Consider the following 23,292-nt stretch of genomic DNA (forward strand, 5'->3'; position numbering starts at 1 on the left):
GCAAAAAAGCCGCCATGAAAAAACATGGCGGCTTTTTGCATTTGTCGGCGAAGCTCAGCGGCCGCCTTCGATCTTGCGGTGGCGCTGGTTGATACCGCCCTTGCCGTAGGGGTAGTCGAAGGGCTGAGGCGCGCTGACCTCATCCAGTCTCGCCAGGTCATCGCCGGAGAGCTTGAGCTTCATGGCGCCAAGATTGTCGGCGAGTTGCTCCGGCGTGCGGGCGCCGAGGATGATCGAGGTGATCGCCGGCTGCGCCGCCGTCCAGCCGAGCGCCACCTGCGCCATGCTGACCCCATGCGCCTTGGCGATCTCCTCGACAACGCCGATGATCGCCCAGGTTCGCTCCATCGCATTGCGCGGCGCATAGGATTCACCGCCGCGATTGGGATTTTCGCCGAGGCGGGTGGCGCCGGTCGGCATCTCGTCGCGCTTGTATTTGCCGGTCAGCCAGCCGCCGCCAAGCGGCGACCACGGCAACAGGCCCATGCCGGCATCCTGGCAGGCAGCGACGATCTCGAGTTCGATGTCGCGCACCAGCAGGTTATATTGCGGCTGCAAGGTCACCGGACGCGTGTAACCGCGCGCCTTGGCGATCTCGGAGGCCTTGGCAATATGCCAGCCGACATAGTTGGAGAAGCCGTAATAGCCGATCTTGCCTGATGATACCGCATCGTCGAGGAAGCGCAGCGTCTCCTCGATCGGCGTCAGCGCGTCCCAGGCATGCATCTGGTAAAGATCGATCTGCTCGAGGCCGAGACGGCGCAGAGAATCGTCGAGCGCCTGGCCGAGATGCCGGCGCGACAGGCCGATATCGTTGGGACCGTTGCCCATCGGAAAACGGCCCTTGGTGGCGACGATCGCCTGGCGGGCTTCGGTCGGGCGCGCCTTCAGCCAGCGTCCGATGATCTCTTCCGACTTGCCGGCGCTGTAGACATCGGCGGTATCGATGAAATTGCCGCCCCAGGCGAAATAATCGTCGAGCAGCTTGTGCGAGGCCGCCTCGTCGGCCTCCGCGCCGAAGGTCATAGTACCCAGGCAATAGGCGGTGACGACGGTCCCGCTGGGACCGAGCTTGCGATAATCCATTTCTTCCTCCTCATGCGGACGCCCGCAGCCGACGCGCAAAATCGCCGGGGTAGAAGCCGGGGCTTCCGCAATCAATGACAATATTGTGCTTGAGGCGGCCGCTTGCCGCCGGATGACGTCTGGCGCCCTGGGCTCAATCTGGCGCAGGGGCGAGGGCAGCATAACCAATCCCGCCTGTGCCACAAGTGGGAAAACATATTCCCGCCTGCCGATGCAGCCGGCGGCGGCTACGGATTTTTCGGAAACGACCCGGCGATCAGATCGGCTGCGGTGACGCCGGTCTCGTAGGCGCCATGCGCCGTCGAATAACGCGCGCGCGAACAGGCTTCGCCGGCAAAGAAGATCCTTTCGTCATGTGGGGCTGCGAGGACCCCGCGCAGATCCGAGGCGCCGGGCTCGGCATAGGAATAGGAGCCGCCGATATGGGGTGCAGCGGCCCAGGCCGACATTGCCGCCACCGACAATTGCTTGCGGATATCGGCGCCGAATGCAGCCGCGAGTTCATCCCCAGCGAAGGCAAAGGCGGCCTCTTTTCCCGCCCGCTCCAGATCATGCGCGAGGTCGCCGGCAAAATAGGCCTCGACAACAGGAGCGCCGAATGGCCGGAGCTGATAGGTGCCGGTGGCAGCACGGCTGATGGAGCCGAGCATATGGGTATCGGCCGGCAGCGCCTGCTGATTTGCGAGCCTGAGAAAGAGCTTGTCGGCGAGCCCGAGCGGCAAACGGGACGCTGCCTCGATCTTCTCGGGCAAGGGAGGATCGAAGGCGATCTTTCCGGCGGCAAGCACATTCGTCGAAACGGTCACCAGCACCGCACGGGCACTGAGCTCACCCTGGTTCGTCTCAATGTCGATACGGCCGGCATGGCTGTGGTCGATGCGCGTGACCTCGACGCCAAGCCTTGCCGGAACCGGCCTGCCGTAACGGGAGATCAATGTTCCATAGCCCTCACGCACCCGCCAATCGGGGCCGGGGCCGGGGTCGTACCTGGTATAGTCGACGACCGATGAGCGCTCCAGTTCCGCACCGGTGATGTAGGTGCCGATCGCCCGGATCTGGCCATTCCAGGCATTGCCGGGTTCGAGCATTGCCAGATCGGTGTCATCGCCTTCATGGCTCTCCAGGCGTTCGAAATAGGCGCCGATCGCCTGTTGCGCGGCGTGCGTCTCCGCATCGTCGCGCTGCAGCCGCCTCCCGCCGTTCCAGGGCGCCGGTGTATGGTCGACCGTCAATCCGACTTCGTCGGCAATCGCGGTCCAGGCATTGGTCCGCGCCCCATGCAGCCAGCCGCAACCGAGATCGAGGGCAATATCGCCGGCTTCAGGCAGCCCGACGCTCCAGGCGCGGCCACCGAGACGACCGCCGGCTTCCAGCAGCAGGATGGAAAGATCGGGGCGGATCGCCTGCAGGCGACGGGCAGCGGCAATGCCGGCGGCCCCGGCGCCGATGATGACGACATCCTCTTCGGCGCCCCTGCTGTTGTCACCAGGCATGCATTCTCCTCCCGTCGTTCACCGCTCAGCTAAGCCACGGTGTCCTCGAAACGCAAGGGTGTATAGCGCCGCGCGCGATGGATTAAACCGCGTCTCCATGACATATAGATCTGATGAGCGTGAACAGAGATTCGCAACTCGACATGTTTGCCAAGGCATCGCCCGCGGTGGTCCAGCTGCGCAACCCGTCGCGCCAGCGGTTATCGCAGCCGGCCGCCTATTCCAACGAAGAGATGGCGCGGGCGCTTGAAGAGAGCGGCAACTACCGCATACTCAGGAAACTGACTGCCCGGCCGGTCGCAGCCGCCAGACGACCGGAGTTTTCGCGGCTCGGCATCATTCTCGATACGGAGACTACAGGTCTCAATCACCGCAGCGACGAGATCATCGAAATCGGCGCCGTTGCTTTCACATTCGACGATGGGGGCGGGATCGGCGACATCGTCGGCATCTATGGCGGCCTGCAACAGCCGTCGCGGCCGATTCCGGCCGAGATCACCCGATTGACCGGCATTACCGATGCGATGGTCGAAGGCCAGGTCATCGATATGAGATCGCTGAGCGCCCTGATCGAACCGGCGGATCTGATCATCGCCCACAATGCCGGTTTCGACCGGCCGTTCTGCGAAGCCTTCTCGACGATCTTCGCCGGCAAGGCCTGGGCCTGCTCGGTTTCGGAAGTCGACTGGAGCGCCCGCGGCTTCGAAGGCACCAAGCTCGGCTATCTCGTCGGCCAGGCCGGTTATTTCCATGACGGCCATCGCGCGGTGGACGACTGCCACGCTTTGCTGGAAATCCTCGATCGGCAGCAGGGCGACGGCGAAAGCCCGTTCGCGGAGCTTTACCGCGCCAGCCAGCGCTCGCGTATTCGCATCTTTGCCGAACACAGCCCGTTCGAGATGAAGGACCATCTGAAGGCGAGGGGGTATCGCTGGTCGGATGGAAGCGACGGCCGCCTGAAATCCTGGTGGATCGAGGTCGGCGAAGACGATCTCGGCGACGAACTGTCCTATCTGCGCTCGGAAATTTACCGGTGGAAAGAGGCGGAGCCGCCGATCGTCCGGCTGACGGCCTTCGATCGCTTCAAACTCTGACCGCGAAGCGGTTCGGATCTTGAGCAGAAATAACTCCCAAATCTGACGACCCATGCAAACGTCGCATAGGTGCAGTGATGCATTGGCGCTGCAACAATCAAAGGGCTTGTACTATATACAACTCATCGAAGCGAACGAAGCGCCAAGGACTGGCAGCTAGGCTTCGAAAGCCCATCGAAAGGGGATCATCATGAACGTAGCACGCTCTTTCAATAACTGGCGCAAGTATCGTCAGACGGTCGCTGAACTGGGCCGTATGTCCACGCGCGAACTGAACGACCTCGGCATCGGCCGCGGCGACATCCACACCATCGCTCGCGCTGCCATCGCCCGCTAACGGCCTGCACGGTAAGCACTTTTAAAGACTTGGCCAGCGCCTGCTTTCTCCGAAGCGGGCGCTTTGCTTTTGTGCTTCCGGCGAGACCGGATCACGGCGAGGCAGCCGCCCGCTTTTCGCATAACGCATAGCTGCCTTGCAAAGAAATGCCTACCAACTGAGCAAGAAATAAGTATGATTATTTCTATCGAAGCGATGCACCTCCTCCCGCATCCCTTCGATATGCAGGCGCCCCATCCTCCTCCCAGGGTCGTCTGCGGGAACGGCAGCACTCCTCCTCCCAGCTGTCGTTCGGTTTTTTTCGAAAGCCTGCCGCACCTCCTCCCGCGGCAGGCTTTTTCGTTTTTGGCCGATCGCGCCGAAAAACGCCGCTCGCGATCCATCGCCCGGCATTGATGACTTTTTCCTGCTTATCGCTGATTTTGCTCCCGATTCCTGCGGTCGCCGTCGGCTGCTGTCAGGTGCTGCAGAAACATATTGACTTCGAATTTGTCGTACAACTATGTAACCATTCGGTTCATTGCCGAGCGAAACGGCCGCCGAGCGGATCCGGCTTCGCTGGAACGACGACGCTTGACGACAACGAAACTGAAGGAATTTTGACATGCAGATCGACGTGAGGCACGCCTCCCATCCCGAGGCCGTGCGCGAATACGACACGGAGACGCTGCGGCGTCACTTTCTGGTGGAAACCGTCTTTGCGGACGGCGAGATCCGGCTGACTTATTCCCACTACGACCGCATGGTCATCGGCGGCGCGACGCCGCTGGCCGACGGGCTGCCGCTGACGGCGCCGACGGCGATCGGCCAGGAAACCTTCCTAGCCGAGCGCGAACTCGGCGCGCTCAACATCGGCGGCGCCGGCCGCATCGTCGTCGACGGCACCAGCTACGATCTTGCCAAGTATGATTGCCTCTATGCCGGCAAGGGCGCCAAGGACATCAGGTTCGAGAGCGTGGATGCCGCCAATCCGGCAAAGTTCTATCTGGTCTCAACGCCGGCACATCAAGCGCACCCGACTGTGTTGCTCACCCGCGAGAAAGCCCGCCACCTGACGCCCGGCGACGCGGCAACGGCCAACAAGCGGTCGATTTACCAGTTCATCCATCCTGAGGTTTGCCAATCCTGCCAACTGACCCTCGGGTTCACCATGATCGAGCCGGGCAGCGTCTGGAACACCATGCCGGCCCATACGCATGATCGCCGCATGGAAGCCTATCTCTATTTCGATCTCGAAGCGGAACAGCGTGTCTTCCACTTCATGGGCGAGCCGCAGCAGACCCGGCATATGCTTGTCGCCAACGAACAGGCGGTCATCTCGCCGCCCTGGTCGATCCATTCCGGCGCCGGCACCAAGAATTACAGCTTCATCTGGGCGATGGCCGGCGACAATAAGAGCTTCACCGACATGGATCATATCGCCATTGCGGATCTGAGGTGAGCGTGGTGGCAAACCCCTTCGACCTTAAAGGCAGGACTGCCGTCGTCACCGGCGCCAATACCGGCATCGGCCAGGCCATCGCGGTAGCGCTGGCCGGGGCCGGCGCCTCGATCGTCGCCGTCGGGCGCTCCTCGATGGATGAGACCGAGGCGCTGGTGAAGCAGGCGGGAAGCCGCTTGCATGTCGTCAAGGCCGATCTCGGCACGATCGAACCGGTCAAGGGGATCGTCGAGGAGACGATCAAGACCTTCGGCGGCCTCGACATCCTCGTCAACAATGCCGGCATCATCCGCCGCGCCGATGCGCTCGACTTCACCGAGGAGGACTGGGACGCGGTGATCGACGTCAACCTGAAGACCGCCTTCTTCCTGTCGCAGGCGGCCGGCCGCCATATGGTCGACAAGGGCAGGGGCAAGATCATCAACATCGCCTCGCTGCTCTCCTTCCAGGGCGGCATCCGTATCCCCTCCTATACCGCCTCGAAAAGCGGGCTTGCCGGACTGACCAAGCTGCTCGCCTGCGAATGGGCCGGCAAGGGCGTCAACGTCAACGCCATCGCGCCCGGTTATTTCGTCACCAACAACACCACGGCGCTGCGCGAGGATGCCGACCGCAACGCCGCCATCCTGGCCCGCATTCCGGCCGGGCGCTGGGGAACGCCGGATGAACTCGGCGGTGCTGCGGTGTTCCTGGCATCGTCGGCCTCCGATTACGTGCACGGCACGGTGCTGCCCGTCGATGGCGGCTGGCTGGCGCGGTGATCCGCATCATCAGGAGCTGCCGTGACTTACGTCGTTTTGCCTTTCCTGCCGGCATGCGTTAGCAAAAGGACATGAGGCTGGCGCAGCCGCATCGGGGGCAGGATCGACACAAGATGACGGATAGGGGCAACGCGGTTACCACCACTCGGCAATTGCCCAACCTGCGCAGCGGCCTTGCCGACACGCTGATGGCGCAGATCGAATCCGGCGATCTGAAACCCGGCCAGCGCCTGCCGACCGAACAGGCGATCATGAGGACGACCGGTGTCAGCCGGACGATCGTTCGGGAAGCGCTCGCAACGCTGCGCGCCAAGGGGCTGATCACCACGCGGCAAGGGCTTGGGGCGTTCGTCGCGAACGATCCGACGCCCTTCATTCCCAACGACCTGCAGTCGATCGATGAGGTTCTGCGCGTGCTCGAGCTACGCATGGGGGTCGAATACGAAGCCGCCGGTCTTGCGGCGCTGCGGCGCACGCCTGAGGATCTCGACCGCATGCAGGCTCGCCTCGATGCCCTCGACACGGCGCTGGAGGAGGGCGGATACGGGGCGCAGGAGGATTACGCCTTCCACCGGTCGATCCTAGTTGCGACGCAGAATTCCTATTACGGCCGCCTGTTCGATACGTTCGGCGATATCATGGTGCCGCGGCAATGGGCGCGCTTGGGCAAAATGACCGCTGCCGAGCGCAAGCGCCATGCGGCGCGCATGCGCCGGGAGCACCATGCCATATTCGCGGCGATCCGCCATGGCGACGAGGCGGCGGCGCGGCGCGCCATCCGCAGCCATCTGTCGAAGAGTGCGGCGCGCTTCGAAGAGCTGCGCGATGCCCGCACTTCGCCCTGAACTGTTACGCGTCGGACTTCCTCATCAGCCGCCGCCAGGCGGCATGATCCGTCCGCAGATCGACGGAGGCGTGAACCTCAGGCAATAGCGGTTTGCGTCTGCGCCGGCCGAAGCGCCGTTTGAAGCCGAGGATATTTTCGACGAAGCTCCTGGTGTAGAGCCCGGGGCCGCTTGAATAGATCCGCCATCCACCGTCGACGGCGATCTCTCCCGCCTTGACACGCGACCAGCCGGCCGCCGCCTGATAGCGGTCATGAAAAGCCGCATCGCTGCTGCTGAAATAGGTATTGCGCTGGCGCAGCGAAGCATGCGGCAGCGCTGTGGTGACAGCGATCGGGTTGACGACAGCGATCGCCTTCCAGAGTTCGTCGGCTTCGGCGTCCATTGCCAGCGTTTCGCAATAGCGCAGATGCGCATGCACATACATCAGCCCGATCTCGCGGCCGACGAAGGACGAGGATTCGGCGCGGCGAAACAGCGTCTCCGGTCCGCCGGCATAGGTCGCGGGCTTTTCCATCAGTCGCACGCCGTCGGGAAAGAGCAGATGTTCGTCGATCAGCTTCATGTGATCGCGTCGCTGATCCGGCGTGAACAGCCCGCCGAGCATCGCCTGCGTCATCGAGATCAGCGAGTAGGAGAGGCCGGTGCGCTTATCGCTCGGGTGCAGCAGCAATTCGACGCCGTCATGGGCGGGATCGAAGATGCCGTAGCCGGCAACGATGCCATCCCGCACCAGATGACGGTTGAAATCCCGGCGCATCGCCGTTGCGATTTTCCTGAGCGACTTTGCCTGATCGCCGTGGCCGAGGCGGCGCAGGATCGCGGAATAACGGACGATCTGCTCGTAAAGCAGGGCAACGGTCCAACTGCTGACCATCCAGTCGCGCAGATGCGGATCGGCCGGCTGCAGGGAATCGTTCCAATCTCCCTCGCCATAGCGGATCAGATGGGTTCCCGGGATGAAAGCTTCGCGGACGGTATCGAGCAGTTTTTCGACATGGATAGCGATCGTGTCGGTTTGGGCCGCCCTCTGCATGGTTTTTTCATCGCGCCAGGAGACCTTCTCGTCGAGAATGGCGAGATCGCCCGTCGCTTCGACATAGTCGCAGAGCGCCTTCAACGGCCAGACGATAACGTCGCCATGGCTATCGCCCGCTCTTATATTGGCATAGGGCTCCAGCATGAACCATTGCGGCCAGTCGCCTTTCTCAAGGTACTGCTCGCTGAAGACCGTTTTCACCACCTTCTTGGCTTCGCGGTCATGCTCGTAGGCGAGCAGGAATTCGATCGGCCCCTGGCAGGCGTCGCGTGTGCCCCAGGCCGCACCGGTATATTGCTCCAGGCCGTGCGGCACGCTCAGATGCACGACGGCGTCATGCGCGAGCCAGGGCAGCAGGGTCGTCTGCGCGGCAAGGTCGGGCGCCGCGCTATCGATCGTCAAACCACGCACTGTGTTGCGCCAGAATGTCGAGGCCGGCGCCAGCATGGCTTCATCGGTGACACCGCCCTGATACCGCTCTGCCAGCCGCTCGGCTTCTCCAGCATCGGTCATCGAACCGACGACGGCAAAGGAGAGCGCTTGCGTCGGCCGGGATCTGAGGGCGACGAAGGCGCCGTTGCGCGTGACGCCATCGCCATAGAGCAGTTCGTCGCCACCGATTTCCTCGATGGCATCGGGGGTCGCGCTGACCAGCCAATAGGCGGCCTCGGGATAACGTTCGCCCCAGAGCCAGGCCGGATCCGGCCGAAACAGGATGCGCCTGCCTGAGGTATCGAATGCGATCTGGCCGCCCGCATCGTATTCACGCTCGCCGAGCACGACATGGCCGAACACCAGGAAGCGGCACGGCTTGCCCTCGACCGAGACGGTCCACTGCATGGCCGCATCCTCGCCGGAGGCGACTGCCGTTACGATGATAGTGCGGTCGGAGCACTGATAGATCCAACGGCAATCGCTGAGCCCCATTTCGAAAGCCGACGGCACCGCCAGCAGCTGCCAACCGGCGCCGACATCCGCCATGATGCGCAGCCCGCTGGCGCGCGTCAGGTTATAGGGGTCGCGGGAGACGGAAAACAGCTTGTGGAAGGAGGTATTGCCGATTGTCAGCTGCGCGGCGAAAATGCCCTGCATCCAGCAGGTGGCGGCAAGCGTCGAATCATCGAGCAGCATATTCTGGCCGCTTCGGACGATCGCGCCGTGACGGCGCGCCACCAAAAGTTCTTTCTCGCGCAGGACGACATGGCGGTTCAGGACGCCGTCCGGCACGAAGAACGAGAGCAGCTTCCCGCCGGCGCGTTCCTCCAGGCTGCGCTGGGGATAGAGCCGGCCGATCGCCTTTTTGTCGAGCGACTCGACCTCCAACAGCGACGCGTCCTGCAGCAGGCTGCGCACCGGCACGGCCTCCTCGATATCGACAACCCCACTGTCTGCCGCCGCAAGCCCGTCAAGCAGCAAGAGATCGGCATCGCTCGACGCCTCGGGATGATCGGCGGCAAACAGCGCGAAAAAGGTCGCGGACGCGCCGCTTGCCGTGACGGAAAACGATTTCGACTGGATGGCTGGGCAGGCCGTCTCCTGCTGGCGCCGTTTGCTTGGCAGGCTGGCGCCGAAGGGGCCGACCAGCCGGTCGTCGAGGCGGTCTTTCGCCTGCACCAGCTGGATCGCATCCGTGGCATAGGCAGCAGCGCCATCGGAGCAACCCTGGACCAGCCAGGGATTGCGGCCGCCACCCTGCTTGAGATTTTGCCGGTTCATCACCACAGGTCCGAATGCCGGGTGATCGGCGATATGGTGGTCGACATATTGCGAGGCATAGGCCTCGCTGTTCATCAGGAAACCGCGATCGCCAAGACCGACATCCTGAATCAGCACCAGATCGACCGGCAGCGTTGCCTCCTTCCGATGCCGGATGGCGACACGCCAGAACCAGGCCGTCTCGGAAGGATGCAGCTCGAGCCGGACGTTATAGTGAAGATCCCCGACCTCACCACTCCACGAAAAACTCGTGGCGTCATGTCCGAAACTGCCATGGGCGCGCGGCCCGACGATTTCGACGACGTCGGCCGCCGCGCCGCCGATGCGCAGGTAAAGCCGGCCGATACCGCCTGACAGCGGCGAGCCCTGGATCTGGTTGATCTGCACCGATCCCTTGTCGTCGGCATATTCGATGGCAAACAGCGTGCCGTTCGGCAGCGCCGCTATCGACAGGCCGGAACCGTTGCTGATCGCAAGGAGGCCGAGATCGTCGCGTCGGGGCATTTGAAAACTGCGGTCAAGGTTCGGGGCCATTGAGATCTCGTCGATTGATCAGAGGGGAATCGAAGGATGACGCAAAAAGATTGAGAGAAATCTTACCGGCGTTCGACCGATCGGCAACATATCGCCATGTGTCACGTTGACGCCGGCCGCCTGACGAAGGGCACGCAGACGAGAGCGCAGCCGGTCAGGACGGCGACGACCATCCAGGCTTCGTTGATCGCCTGAACGCTGGCCGCAGTCGTGCCTTCCTGTGCCCCTTGTGGCGAGAAAGGCAGTAGACAATTCCGCTAGAACCGTGGCGCGCCGCTCACCAACTGCCGACAAGCGGATTGCCGACAAGAGGAACGCTTCTGGGCTTGCCTGACTGATTGTCCACGGAAATGGCGGCAGCCATATTTTTAGGAGTCTTTCGAAACCAAGTTGCTGCAACACTTGCAAGATCGCCGATCATCGCACTTTTGTGCCAATCCTGAAAACGAGCGGCGGTCGCGGCGGGTTCAGACAAATAGAAGAAGTCTCCGGAGTGATTCAAACCATTGATGCTGGACGCCATGGATGACAAGGGCCGTTGAAACATCTTTGACGGAACCTGGAGACCTGCCGCTGTCTCTGAGAACGCAGGGGCCATGAAATCAATGACCCAACCCTCTGCTTCGACCCAGCAATGGAAATTCTCACCAGCTCCTGTGACGTAACCATCCTCACGGTGGTCGGCAAACAGGATCATTGTTCCATCCAGATTATATGCCGCAAGGCCGCCTTTGGGCGTCGCTTTCACCTTATAGTGCCGTTCGAGAATGAACGAGCCGAAGGTAGAGAAGTACATGCAGGCGTGCGCGGGATTTCCGTTCTCATTCAGGATCAAGCTATTGATAACTCGATAAATCCGATGATAGTCGGTTTGCTTGATCAGCATGTCTGTTTACCTGTTTTTATTCAGTCAACCGAGGTCAGAGCGTGGTGAATGTGCAAATTCAGCTTGTTGACTGATTCTCTTTAAAACTAAAGCGGGTTCGTCAGCGACGGCCTTCACCCCGGCGCTGGCCGTCTGGCGAAGGGCACGCAGAGCAGGGCGTAGCCGGTGAGGACGGCGATGACCATCCAGGCTTCGTTGATCGCCTGCGCGCTTGCGGCAGTCTGGATCAGCGGATCGAGCAGCGCGGTGGTATCGGCATCGAAACTGCCGCTATGGCCCGATATGGCCGCAAGCGGAGCGCCGACGAAGGTCGCGGCCTCGACGTCGCCGGCCTGAAGGCGCGCCCAGAGGGCTTGGCCCAGCGGTTCCGAGCGGGTGTAGATGATGGTGTCGATCAGCGCGATACCGATGGCGCCACCGAGATTGCGCATCAGATTGAAAAGCCCGCTCGCGTCGGGAATGCGATCGGCCGGGAGCGTGCCGAGCGCCAGCCGCGTCGGCGGCAGCAGGCAAAACATGATGGCGACGCCGCGCACGATCTGCGGCCAGAACATCGCGTCATAGTCCGAACGCGGATCCTGAAAGGCGCTCATCCCGACGCCGATCGCAAACAGCGCGAAACCGGCGGCCGTCAGCAGCCGCACATCCAAACGTTTCTCCAGCGCAACCGCGACCGGCGCCGTCACCAATTGCGCGATGCCGGTGACCAGCATCGTCATGCCGATCTCAAGGGCGTCGTGGCCCCTGACGAAAGCGAGAAAGACCGGCATCAGATAGACCGAGCCGAACAGGCCGATGCCGAGCACGAAGCTTAAGGTCGAGCCGACGAGAAAGTTGCGATCGGCGAAATTGCCGAGATCGACGATCGGCCGACGCCGGCTGAGCGTGCGAGCTATGAACACACCGCCCGAGACAAGACAGATCGCCAGCAGGCTGAGCACATAGGCCGAGGTCCAGCCGCTGGTCGGCGCCTCTTTCAGGCTGAGTTCCAGCGTCGTCAGCGCTGACGCCATCAAGAGAAGAGACAGGCCGTCGAGATGCCGGAGTTCGGACGGGTCGGCCGCCTGCCGCGGCAGGAAGCGTGCCGCCAGGATTGCCGAGGCAATGCCCGGAAGGATGTTGATCAGGAACAGCCAGTGCCAGGAATAGGTCTCAGTCAGCCATCCGCCGACGATCGGCCCGACCGTCGGCGCCAGCACCGCCAGCACCCCGGCGATCGTCGTTGCCAGGGCCTGCCGCTCATTCGGGAACAGGATGAACACGGCTGAAAACACCGAGGGGATCAGGGTTCCGCCGGAAAAGCCCTGCAGCACCCGCCAGGCCACCAGCTCGCCGAAGCTGCCGCTGGCCGCGCAGCCGGCGGAGGCCGCGACGAAGAGGCCGATGGCGGTAACGAACAGCCACCGCATCGAAAGCAGCCGCGTCAGCAGGCCGGTGAGCGGGATCGCCACCACCTCGGCGATGAGATAGGCCGTCTGTATCCAGCTCATCTGATCGGGATCGATGCCCAGCGCCGACTGGATGGTCGGCAGCGACGTCGCCACCACCTGGACGTCGAGGATCGCCATGAACATGCCGATGCACATGGCGATGAAGCCGAGCCAGATGATGGCGGGCCTTGCATCGGGGTGGGCAGGCTCAACTCGTTCCATGCGATGATCCTGCGCGCGCGGCATTTCTGCCGCGGTTGAGAAGATCGATCATGTTTGCGGTGGAGACGATCGACATGTCAACCGGCATGTCAGGGCAAGAGGTGTCCGAAATGCAATCGAGCCCGACCGGGGAAGGCCAGGCTCGATCGTTGATCGGCGGAGGGGAGCCGGGTGTTTTAAGCGCCCGGCTCCCTTTGCGTCTTTGATTGCGATTAGCCGCGGAAGAGCGACAGGATGTTCTGCGACGACGAATTGGCGATCGACAGTGACTGGATCGCCAGCTGCTGTTGTGTCTGCAAGGCCGACAGCTTGCTCGATTCTTCCTCCATGTCGGCATCGACCAGCCGTCCGACGCCCGAGTCGATCGAGTCGGACAGCGCGCCGACGAAGTCTTCCTGCAGTTCGATGGCTGCCGAGAACGGCTCCGGATGCCGCCCGCAAAAATTTGAGATCGGCAATTGACGCACCGGCCGGAAACTGACTATCAATATTAAATCAATTTGATTGACTTCAAAAACAAACAACGAGGGAACGTTGGAATGAGATCGAGCAAACGCATTTTTCGCCACATTTCCGTGCGCGCCGGCTTAGCCGCGGCAACCGCGCTGACGGCGCTCGTCGCTTTCGGGACGGGCAGTGCGGCCGCTGAATCGGTGCTGACGATGCACATCGAAGAGCAAACCAGCTGGGTTCAGAACTTCAACCCGTTCGATCTTGCCGGCCGCCGGCAGAGCACGATGGATTTCATCTACGAGCCGCTGGTGATCTTCAATGCCGAGGATGGCGGCAAGCCGGTCTTCCGCCTGGCGAGCGCCTATAAATTCTCCGAGGACATGAAATCGGTCACCTACACGCTGCGACCCGGTGTGAAATGGTCCGATGGCCAGCCGCTGACCTCGGCCGATGTGAAATATACGATCGACCTGATGCTGAAAAACGCAGCCCTCGACACGGTCGGCGTCGGAGAGACGGTTGCCTCCGTCGAGACGCCGTCGGCGACCGAGGTGAAGATCGATCTCAAGGCCGTCAACTCCGATTTCCCGGAAACGCTGGCGGACCTTGCCGTCGTTCCCGAACATATCTGGAAGGACGTGTCCGATCCGGTCGCCTTCAAGAACAAGAAGCCGGTCGGTTCCGGCCCGATGACCGAGCTGCGCCGCTTCACGCCGCAGGTCTACGAGCAGTGCCGCAACCCGAACTATTGGGACGCCGCCTCGCTGCATGTCGATTGCTTGAGACTGCCGCAGATCTCCGGCAACGACCAGATGCTTGCCATCCTACCTGAGGGTAACATGGACTGGATCGGGTCCTTCATTCCCCAGATCGACAAGACCTTCGTCGCGCTCGATGCCGACCATAACGGCTATTGGCAGCCGCCGGCCGAAACCGTCGCTTTCCAGATGAACTTCAAAAGCGGCAATGAAGGCAATCTCGAGGCCTATAAGGACCTGAACTTCCGCCATGCCTTTAGCCTCGCCATGGATCGCAAGTCCATGGTCGATATTGCCGGCTTCGGCTATCCCGTCGTCAACGAGCATGCGACCGGCCTGCCGCCGCGCTTCGAAAGCTGGCGCAACAAGGATGCCGAGGGCGGCAAGGACGCCTTCATAGGCTTCGACACGGAGAAGGCGAGCAAGATTCTCGACGATGCCGGCTACAAGAAGGGCGCCGACGGCTTCCGCACGACGCCGAGCGGCAAGCCGATCGCCTTCCCGATCATCGTTCCGAACGGCTGGACGGACTGGATCGATGCCGTCCAGATCGCGGTCGAAGGCCTGCGCGCCGCCGGCATCAATGCGTCGGTCGCCACGCCCGAATACGAACAATGGCGCAAAGAGATCATCGACGGCAGCTTCGAAGTCGTCATGAACTCCCGCGCCGACGGCGCAACGCCGTTCCGCGGCTATTACCAGAGCCTTTCCACAGCCTATGGCGGGCGCATCACCGGCGCGCCCTCGCGTTATTCGAACCCGAAACTGGACGCGCTTTTCGATCAATATCTGCAGGCGACGTCGGACGACGATCACAAGAAGATCTTCAACGACATTCAGCTGCTGATCGCCGACGACTTCCCCGTCGTTCCCGTCTTTAACGGGCCGACCTGGTATCAGTTTTCCAGCAAGCGCTTCACCGGCTGGGTCACCGACAAGGATCCGGTGATGAACCCGGAGGATCACGACAACAACCGCATGCGCCTGATGCATCTCTTGCGTCTCAAGCCGGTCAGCTAACCCCAACGAGGGAGCGGAAATGCGCATTTCGAGCCGGCGCCTCGGCGTCTATGCGGTCGCGCTGGCCTTTGCCATCGTGGTGAACTTCATCCTGCCCCGGCTAATGCCGGGGAGCCCGGTCGATGCCATGGTTGCCCAGCTCGGCCCGCGGGCAACGCCTGCTGCCGTCGAGGCGATCAAGGCGCGCTTCGGCGCGGTCGACCAGCCGATGCTTTGGCAATTCGTCGATTACCTGAAGGGGCTCGTGACCCTCGATCTCGGCGTCTCGGTCAAATATTACCCCCAGACCGTCGTCCAGGTGCTCGGCCGCTCGACGCTCTGGACCATCGTCCTTGTCACCACAGCGATTATCTTTTCCCTCTGTGTCGGTGTCGTGCTGGGCGCTGTGTCGGCCTGGCGGCGCGGCGGGCGTTTCGACACGATCGTCTCGCCGCTGTCGGTGATCATGATTTCGGTGCCGCCGGTCATCGTGGCGCTGACGACGCTTTTCGTCTTCGCGGTCTCGCTGCGCTGGTTTCCGGTGGGTTATGCCTATGATCCCAATCTCGATCCCGCCTTCAATTTCACCTTTGTCGGCAGCGTCTTTGCCCATGCGATCCTGCCGGTGCTGACGCTTTCGCCGTTTCTGATCGGCGAATTCCAGACGACGATGCGCTCGTCGATGATCTCGGTGCTCGGCGAAGACTATGTGACCATGGGCCGAGCAAAGGGGCTCAGCCACCTCACCGTGATGTTCGGCTACGGCGCCCGCAATGCCATGCTTCCGGTTCTGACCAATCTGGCGCTGATGCTCGGCGCCGTCTTCGGCGGCTCGATCGTCACCGAGATCGTCTTCAACTATCCCGGCCTGGGGCTGACGCTCTATACCGCGAGCATCGCCCGCGATTACCCGGTCATCCAGGGGCAGCTGCTGCTGATGACGCTCGCCACCCTTTGCGCCAACTTCCTCGTCGACATCATTTACGGCTTCGTCGATCCGAGATTGCGGGAGGCCGCGTGATGAGCTTTACGCTATGGCCCATCTTTAAGCAGAAGAAAGCGCTCGCCGGCCTGATCATCATTGCCATCCTGTGGCTGATGGCGCTGTTTGCGCCGCTCGTCGCCCCCGGAGAGCCCGGAGCGCGTGTCGGGCGCTCGCATCAGCCGCCGTCGATCGAACATGTTCTCGGCACCACGAAGATGGGACGGGACGTCTATCGCCAGTTCGTCTGGGGCGCCCGCAGCTCTCTTTCCGTCGGCTTTGCCACCGGCATTGCCATCACCGTTCTCGGCACGGCGATCGGCCTCGTCGCCGGTTATGCCGGAGGCAGGACGGATGCCTGTCTCGACCTTGCGACGAATGCCGTGCTCGTCATCCCGAACATGCCGCTTCTGATCCTGCTCGCCTCATTCGCCGGCACAGTGGGGCCGATGACGATCATGACGATCATCGCGCTGACCTCCTGGCCGTGGGGCGCCCGCATGACCCGGTCGCAGACGATGGCGCTGCGCAATCGCGATTTCGTCACGGCGTCGAAGATGATCGGCGAGCCGGCCTGGCGCATCATCTTCGTGGAGATCCTGCCGAACCTGACGACGCTGATCGGCATCAACCTCGCCGGCAGCATCATCTACGCCATCGTTGCCCAGACGACGCTCGAATATCTCGGCTTCGGCGATCCGCTGAAAGTCTCCTGGGGCACGATGCTTTACAACGCCCAGAATTCCTCGGCGATCATGGTCGGCGCATGGTGGGACATCGGGGTGCCCGCACTCGGCATCGCGCTCACCGGCCTTGGCCTTGCGCTTTTGAATTTCACCTTCGACGAGATCGCCAATCCGCAGCTCCGCTCCGGCCCGGCGCTGACCCGCTGGTTCCGCCTCAACCGCGCCCGCAACAGAGAACTGGAGCTTGGCCGATGAGCGACAATCTTCTGGAAATCGAAAAGCTCAATGTCGACTACCTCGTCGACAAGGGAGAATTCCGCGCCGTGAAGGACGTCTCCTTCACGATCGGCCGCGGCGAAATCTTCGGGCTTGCCGGGGAATCCGGCTGCGGCAAGAGCACGATCGCCTATGCGATCACCCGTCTTTCCAAAGCGCCCGCCTGGATCAGCGGCGGCAGCATCCGGCTCGCCGGACAGGATCTTTTGAAGCTGCCGGAACGCGAGATGCAGACAATCCGCTGGAAGCGCATCGGCATGGTCTTCCAGAGCGCGATGAACTCGCTCAATCCGCTGATGCGGGTCGAGGCGCAGTTCCACGACGTTCTGCGCCGGCACACCGGCTGCTCGCATGCGGAATCCCGGGCGCGGGCCGAGGAGATGTTCCGCCTCGTCGGCATTCCCACGCATCGCATCGGCGATTACCCGCACCAGTTCTCCGGCGGCATGCGCCAGCGCATCGTCATCGCGATCTGCCTGGCGCTGAGACCGGAACTGATCATCATGGACGAACCGACGACGGCGCTCGACGTGGTCGTGCAGCGGGAGATCCTCGAACAGGTCGTCGACCTGCAGCGGAGCTACGGCTTCTCCGTGCTCTTCATCACCCATGACCTGCACCTGATGGCGCAGCTCTGCCGGCGCATCGGCGTCATGCTGAAGGGCGAACTCGTGGAAGTGGGCGACGTCAGCCAAGTCGCGCATGCGCCGCGGCACGAATATACGCGGAAGCTCTGGAATGCCATTCCGCAGCTTCCCGACAATCGGCATCTATCGGGAGTGGTGGCATGAAAGCGGAGGCAAATCCCGTTGTTGCTGAAGCGGTGATCCGGCTCGAAGGAATAGAGCGCAATTTCGGCGCGGTCCGCGCGCTGAAAGGCGTGTCCTTCTCGCTCTTTCCCGGCCGGGCTTTGGCGCTCGTCGGCGAATCCGGCTGCGGCAAGACGACCTGCGCCCGCATCATCGCGCGCCTGGACAGACCGACCGGCGGCAGGCTGTTTTTCCGCGGGGAGGAGCTGACTGCCCGCGGCCAGGCTGGGGCTGAGCATCGCTACCGCCGGGAGGTGCAGATGGTCTTCCAGGATCCGTTCTCATCGCTCAACCCGGCCTTTACCGTCAGCCATCATCTGGCGCGGCCGCTGCAATTGCATCGGCCGAGCGGCGCAAAGGCTGACCTCGTCGAGGAGATTACCCGGCTGCTCGCAAGCGTCGGGTTGGAACCCGATGTGACCAGGCAGAAATTCCCGCATGAACTTTCGGGCGGGCAGCGCCAGCGCGTCAACATCGCCCGGGCGCTTGCCGTCGCACCGAGCGTGCTGGTGGCCGACGAGCCGACCTCGATGCTCGACGTTTCCATCCGCAAGGATATTCTCGATCTGCTCGCCGGGGTGAAACGGGAAAACGATCTCGCCATGCTCTATATCACCCACGATATCGCAACGGCAGCGCATGTGGCCGAGGAGATCGTCGTGATGTTTGCCGGCCAGATGGTCGAATGGGGCGACACCGAGAGGGTTCTTTCCGACCCGCGCCATCCCTATACAAGGCTGCTGCTTTCCGCCGTTCCGGACGGCAGCAGGCCGTTCGTGACGGGCGGAAGCGCGCGCTTCCTCGAACAGGCCGAAAAAGTGCGGTCGCTGAGCCGCCCTGAATCGGCTGACATCGAGCAGGTCGGCCCCAACCACTTCATCCGCGCGCTCGGCGTTTCCAACGCCGGAATGCCCAAAAGCTGATTTTCAAAGCCCGATTCACAACAGGAAAGAGTGACCATGTCCACACCGCGACCGAAAACCCTGCGGCTTGAAACCCTTTGGAACCCGCCGGCCGACGGCAAGGAGTTCTCCTATGTCCTGCGCCTCAAGAACCTCGGCAGCGAGCCGCTTTCGAATTTCTCCCTCTGCATCAGCGGTCCGGGCCGGGTCGATCCGGCCGGACGGGTCGAAGGCGCCACGGTCTCGAAGCGGCTCTCCAATTTCACCGAATTCCAGCCGCCGGCCGATTTCGTTCTCGGCGCCGGCGAGACCTGGACGATCTCGGTCTATGCGCTGAGCTGGCAGTTCCGCCATTGGACGGATGGCGCGACGAGCGCCTATCTCGCGCTTTCCGACGGCAGCACCATCGTGCTCGGCATCGAGCCGACGCGCTCTTCAGTCAGCAATGCGCCGCTGAAACGCGGCGCCGAGATTTATCCGGTGCCCGTCAACGCGCCCGTCCAGGTGTCGATCATTCCCTGGCCGAACCATGTCGCCGTCACCTCGCGCCAGCCGCTGCCGGCCGGTTTTGCACCGCGGGCGCAGAGCGCCGAAGGGGAGGCGGCGGCGCAAAACTTCGCGGCGCTGGTCGATCATCTCTTCGCCGTCGAAGGCATCGTGCGCACCGAGGCGGAGGGTGCGGTGCCCGTCGCCCTAAAGGATGCCGCCAGCTTCGGCCCCGAAGCCTATCGACTGAGCTTCGAGGGTGAAACGATCGCGATCGAGGCGAGCGGCCGGACCGGCTTTCTCTACGGCCTCGTGACCCTCGGCCAGATCTGGCGCGGCGCAAGGCTGCATCCCGGCGTTTTCCAGTTTCCGGCATCCGGCGAAATCGTCGACGAGCCGGCGATGGGCTGGCGCGGACTGCATCTCGATGTTGCCCGCCAGTTCTACGGCGCAGCCGAGGTCAAGAAACTGATCGCGGTGCTTTCCTGGAACAAGCTCAACCGCTTCCACTGGCACCTTTCCGACGACGAAGCCTGGCGCGTCGAGATCGACGCCTATCCCGCCCTGACCGAAATCGGCGCCTGGCGCGGCCATGGCCTTGCCGTTCCGCCGCTGCTCGGTTCCAGCCCGGCCCGCACAGGCGGTTATTACACCAAAGCGTCTATCCGCGAGATCGTCGCCCACGCCAAGAGCTTCGGCATCGAGATCGTGCCGGAGATCGATGTGCCCGGTCACTGCTACGCGATGCTGCAGGCGATACCGGAGCTGCGCGATCCGGCCGAGGTCGGCAGCTATTATTCGGTTCAGGGCTTTCCCGACAATTGCATCAATCCGGCCCGCGAGAAGACCTACGAGATCATCGAGACCATCCTCTCGGAACTCATCGAGCTTTTTCCGTTCAAGACGATCCATCTCGGCGCCGACGAAGTTCCCCTCGGCGCCTGGTCCGGCTCGCCGGAAGCGCTCGAACGTCTGCGCACGGTCGCCGGCGGCGAGCTTGCCGATGCGCATGCCAAGCGGCTGAACGTCGTGACCAACACCCATGGCGCCGACGATATCCACGGTTCGGGTGCGGCCATCCTGCAGGCGGAGTTCCTGAACCGCGTCCAGCGCTTTCTGGCAAGCAAGGGCTGCATCACCGGCGGCTGGGAAGAGGCGGCGCACGGCGATGTCATCGACAAAGCGAAGAGCTATCTCTGCAGCTGGCGCAATGTCGAGGTCTCGGCCGAACTCGCCGAACGCGGCTACGACATGGTCGTCTGCCCCGGGCAGGTCTACTACCTCGACATGGCGCTGAGGCCGGACTGGGACGAGCCCGGCGCCAGCTGGGCGGGGACTTCGGATGCCGAGAAGCTCTACACGTTCGATCCTATCGGCGGCTGGACAGCGAGCCAGAAACAAAAACTGCTCGGCATCCAGGCCTGCATCTGGTCGGAACCGATGACGGATCGCGCCGTTTTCGACCGTCTGGTTTTCCCGCGCCTTTCGGCACTGGCCGAAACCGGCTGGACGAAGCCGTCATCGAAGTCATGGGAGCGCTTCAAGGCGCTGGCAGGGCTGATGCCGCTGCTTTATGGGCTGCAACAGTCGTAAGGCAGGACCGGGACCGTAATGGAACGGTCCCGGTCGGCCCTTGGGGCACCCGATCGGGTTAGCGTGGTAAGTCTTGTAGAATATGCGAATGCACGCATAATTCCCGCGGCTGGCGCTGCCAGGCAAGACCGATCGAAGGCTGTTGGGGGATACCATGGAAACGATCGCCGAGGACGCCGATGCCGGCGTCGTGTCGCCTGAACTCGTGGTCGATGCACTGTTTGCCTGCCGAAAGACGGCAGCGATCAGGGCGGCCATCGAGCTCGATCTGTTTACGCATATCGGCGAGGGCAAAACGGCAGCCTTGCTGGCGTCGGCAACAAGCGCCTCGGAGCGTGGGGTGCGCATCCTCTGCGACTACCTGGTGGTCCATAGTTTCCTGACAAAGGAGAGCGGACAGTACCGGATGACGCCGTCGACCCGGATGTTCCTCGATCGCAATTCGCCGGCCTATATGGGCTCCGCGGTCGAGTTCGTTGCTGCACCCGAAATACTGGATAATTTTCTGCGCGATCCGGCCGCCGTCGTGCGAAACGGCGGTTCGCCCGGGCTCGCGAACATGTCGCCGGACAATCCCGTCTGGTTGAAGTTTGCGCGCGGCATGGGCTCCTTTACCGGCCTCAGCGCCAAAATACTGGCCGACGAAATCTCCGGCTTGGGAAAGCCCTTCAAAAAGGTTTTGGACATTGCCGCAGGTCCGGGCCTGTTCGGGATCGAAATTGCAAAAGCCTTGCCATCAGCGGAGATCGTCGCCGTCGACTGGGCGGCGGTCTTGGAGCTGTCGCGGCAGAATGCGGATAAAGCCGGGGTGGCTGACCGGTACCGGACGATCGCCGGCAGTGCCTTCGATGTCGATTGGGGCACGGATTACGATCTCGTCCTGCTGCCGAATTTCCTGCACCATTTCGATCTGCCGACATGCGCGGGGCTGTTGCGAAAGATCATCGCGAGCCTGGCAGAGGGCGGCCGGATCGTCGCCGTCGATTTCGTGCCGAACGAAGACCGCGTGTCGCCGCCTTTTCCGGCGGCGTTCTCCTGGGAAATGCTCGCCGGCACGCCGGCGGGCGACGCTTATACGCAAAGTGAGCTGACCGAGATGGCAAGACAGGCCGGCCTTGCCGGCGTCACAGTCAAACCGATGCCGCCGACGCCGGCGAGCCTTATTCTGTTTGAGTAGCCGCTCGACCGTCGTTTAGCCCACCGGCTTTTGCAGAACGTCGAAGCGCGGGTTGGTTTCGGAAAAGATCGGTAGCGCCGCGGCGCCGAGGATGGCGGTATCCTTGCCGGTCATGCCGATCATCACCCGGGGCACGCTGCGGGTCCGATTGGGGTCGATCGGGACGTGCAGCGGCTCCAACCGGTCTGCGAGCCGGCGCATGAGGGACGTCGATATGCTGCCGCCGAACACGATGGTCTGCGGATCGAAGGCAAGTTCGAGGAAGTCGAGCGTCTGCCGCAGCGGCTGGACGGCCTGGTCGAGCCAGGCGTCCAGACCTTCGCCGCCCTTGGCGATCCGCGCGTCGAGATCGTCTGGCGACAGCTCCTCGGCATTGGCAATGCCCATGAATTCGTAAGCGACGGTCGGTGAGATGTAGCGGTCCAGGCAGCCGCGCTTGCCGCAGCTGCAGAGCTTGCCGTGCGGCTCGACGATGATATGGCCGATCTCGCCGGCATTGTTGCGGCTGCCCTTGTAGAGGTGGCCGTCGAGAAACATTCCGGCGCCGATGCCGCCACCGCCGGCGAGAAACAGATAGACGAAGCTGCTCAAACCGCGGGCGACGCCGTGGAGGCGCTCGCCGATCGCAGCTGCGGTCGCGTCGTTTTCGACGAGCACCGGCACCTTAACCCGCTGCTCCAGCGCATGCCCGACGGGAAAATCCTGCCAGCCGGGCAGATTCTGTGGGCTGAGAGAGGTGATGCCGCCATCGGCATAGCGGCCGGGCAGGGCCATGCCGACGCCGAGCAGCCGGTTTCGGTCGAAGACGAAGGCCTGCTGAATGTCCTCGACAATCGATTGCAGAACCGGCATCGCCCGTTGCGGATCGGGATGTTCGACGTGGCGCTCGATGCGCGCGCAGACGGCACCGGAAAGATCCGTCAGGACTCCGCTGGCGCGCTGGCGGCCGAGTTCGAGACCGATCGAATAGGCGCCGGCGGGATTGATCGAATAGGGGATGATCGGCTGTCCCCGCGCCAGCTTCTGCGCCTCGGCCGGAACGAGCAGATGCGACCGCTCAAGTTCCTCGACGATATTCGACACGGTCTGGGCGGTCAGCGCCGTCATCCGGGCGATCGCCGCACGCGACAAGGGACCGCTGGTCCGCACGGCCTCGATCACCACACGCCGGTTGTGAGACTTGGCCTGCTCGAGATTCGTGCCGGAGATTGCCTTCATGTCGCCTTCAAAGGAAATGGTGCACCACCCTTGTCACAAGACGGATAGTGATGAAAGCCACATTTTTCG

At 62.7% G+C, this 23,292-nt stretch carries 18 protein-coding genes and 1 pseudogene; 12 read left to right on the top strand and 7 right to left on the bottom strand.

Features of this window, described 5'->3' with window-relative positions:
- Positions 1 to 54: 54 nt before the first annotated feature.
- Positions 55 to 1,086, bottom strand: coding sequence for an aldo/keto reductase (locus GR197_RS29150; protein WP_164015925.1), 1,032 nt, complete (start codon positions 1,084 to 1,086; stop codon positions 55 to 57).
- 227 nt (positions 1,087 to 1,313) lie between these two features.
- Positions 1,314 to 2,579, bottom strand: coding sequence for a flavin monoamine oxidase family protein (locus GR197_RS29155; RefSeq protein WP_164015927.1), 1,266 nt, complete (start codon positions 2,577 to 2,579; stop codon positions 1,314 to 1,316).
- A 113-nt stretch (positions 2,580 to 2,692) separates the two neighbouring features.
- Between GR197_RS29155 and GR197_RS29160 the strand changes: the two genes are divergently transcribed.
- From GR197_RS29160 to GR197_RS29180, 5 genes are all read left to right on the top strand, one after another.
- Complete coding sequence (locus GR197_RS29160; protein WP_164015929.1) at positions 2,693 to 3,673, top strand: 3'-5' exonuclease; 981 nt, start codon at positions 2,693 to 2,695, stop codon at positions 3,671 to 3,673.
- A gap of 190 nt (positions 3,674 to 3,863) precedes the next feature.
- A complete protein-coding gene (locus GR197_RS29165; protein ID WP_164015931.1) occupies positions 3,864 to 4,010 on the top strand; it encodes a DUF1127 domain-containing protein in 147 nt (48 codons plus the stop codon).
- A 604-nt stretch (positions 4,011 to 4,614) separates the two neighbouring features.
- Positions 4,615 to 5,451 (top strand): 5-dehydro-4-deoxy-D-glucuronate isomerase, encoded by an 837-nt coding sequence (gene kduI / locus GR197_RS29170; RefSeq protein WP_164015933.1) that lies wholly within the window; start codon positions 4,615 to 4,617, stop codon positions 5,449 to 5,451.
- Positions 5,448 to 6,212 (top strand): 2-dehydro-3-deoxy-D-gluconate 5-dehydrogenase KduD, encoded by a 765-nt coding sequence (gene kduD, locus GR197_RS29175; protein WP_348643313.1) that lies wholly within the window; start codon positions 5,448 to 5,450, stop codon positions 6,210 to 6,212. The genes kduI and kduD overlap by 4 nt, the downstream gene beginning before the upstream one ends.
- Before the next feature lie 113 nt (positions 6,213 to 6,325).
- Complete coding sequence (locus GR197_RS29180) at positions 6,326 to 7,057, top strand: FadR/GntR family transcriptional regulator (RefSeq protein ID WP_164015935.1); 732 nt, start codon at positions 6,326 to 6,328, stop codon at positions 7,055 to 7,057.
- A 4-nt stretch (positions 7,058 to 7,061) separates the two neighbouring features.
- Here GR197_RS29180 and GR197_RS29185 read toward each other — a convergent pair whose 3' ends face one another.
- From GR197_RS29185 to GR197_RS29200, 4 genes and pseudogenes are all read right to left on the bottom strand, one after another.
- Positions 7,062 to 10,346, bottom strand: coding sequence for a GH36-type glycosyl hydrolase domain-containing protein (locus GR197_RS29185; RefSeq protein ID WP_164015937.1), 3,285 nt, complete (start codon positions 10,344 to 10,346; stop codon positions 7,062 to 7,064).
- A gap of 277 nt (positions 10,347 to 10,623) precedes the next feature.
- Entirely contained in the window at positions 10,624 to 11,232 is a 609-nt protein-coding gene (locus GR197_RS29190) for a DUF2026 family protein (protein ID WP_164015939.1), read from the bottom strand.
- A 113-nt stretch (positions 11,233 to 11,345) separates the two neighbouring features.
- Entirely contained in the window at positions 11,346 to 12,884 is a 1,539-nt protein-coding gene (locus GR197_RS29195; RefSeq protein ID WP_164015941.1) for a DHA2 family efflux MFS transporter permease subunit, read from the bottom strand.
- 212 nt (positions 12,885 to 13,096) lie between these two features.
- Positions 13,097 to 13,300, bottom strand: a pseudogene (locus GR197_RS29200) (flagellin); the annotation flags it as partial.
- Between the two features lie 123 nt (positions 13,301 to 13,423).
- Here GR197_RS29200 and GR197_RS29205 point away from each other — a divergent pair.
- From GR197_RS29205 to GR197_RS29235, 7 genes are all read left to right on the top strand, one after another.
- A complete protein-coding gene (locus tag GR197_RS29205; protein ID WP_164015942.1) occupies positions 13,424 to 15,115 on the top strand; it encodes an ABC transporter substrate-binding protein in 1,692 nt (563 codons plus the stop codon).
- A gap of 19 nt (positions 15,116 to 15,134) precedes the next feature.
- Positions 15,135 to 16,115 (top strand): ABC transporter permease, encoded by a 981-nt coding sequence (locus GR197_RS29210; RefSeq protein WP_164015945.1) that lies wholly within the window; start codon positions 15,135 to 15,137, stop codon positions 16,113 to 16,115.
- On the top strand, positions 16,115 to 17,017 hold the full coding sequence (locus GR197_RS29215; RefSeq protein WP_164015947.1) for an ABC transporter permease: 903 nt from the start codon (positions 16,115 to 16,117) through the stop codon (positions 17,015 to 17,017). Before GR197_RS29210 ends, GR197_RS29215 begins: the two co-directional genes overlap by 1 nt.
- Entirely contained in the window at positions 17,014 to 17,829 is an 816-nt protein-coding gene (locus GR197_RS29220) for an ABC transporter ATP-binding protein (protein ID WP_164015949.1), read from the top strand. The genes GR197_RS29215 and GR197_RS29220 overlap by 4 nt, the downstream gene beginning before the upstream one ends.
- Entirely contained in the window at positions 17,826 to 18,770 is a 945-nt protein-coding gene (locus tag GR197_RS29225; RefSeq protein ID WP_164015951.1) for an ABC transporter ATP-binding protein, read from the top strand. The genes GR197_RS29220 and GR197_RS29225 overlap by 4 nt, the downstream gene beginning before the upstream one ends.
- A 36-nt stretch (positions 18,771 to 18,806) precedes the next feature.
- Entirely contained in the window at positions 18,807 to 20,828 is a 2,022-nt protein-coding gene (locus tag GR197_RS29230; protein WP_164015953.1) for a beta-N-acetylhexosaminidase, read from the top strand.
- Positions 20,829 to 20,982: 154 nt separating this feature from the next.
- Positions 20,983 to 22,005 carry an SAM-dependent methyltransferase gene (locus tag GR197_RS29235; RefSeq protein ID WP_164015955.1) on the top strand — a complete coding sequence of 341 codons (1,023 nt, stop codon included), beginning with the start codon at positions 20,983 to 20,985 and terminating at the stop codon, positions 22,003 to 22,005.
- Between the two features lie 15 nt (positions 22,006 to 22,020).
- Here GR197_RS29235 and GR197_RS29240 read toward each other — a convergent pair whose 3' ends face one another.
- The gene (locus GR197_RS29240) at positions 22,021 to 23,223 is read right to left on the bottom strand and encodes an ROK family transcriptional regulator (RefSeq protein WP_164015957.1); all 1,203 of its coding nucleotides are present in this window, start codon (positions 23,221 to 23,223) and stop codon (positions 22,021 to 22,023) included.
- Between the last annotated feature and the right edge of the window lie 69 nt (positions 23,224 to 23,292).

Source organism: Rhizobium phaseoli (genome assembly GCF_010668805.1).
GTDB lineage: Bacteria > Pseudomonadota > Alphaproteobacteria > Rhizobiales > Rhizobiaceae > Rhizobium > Rhizobium phaseoli_A.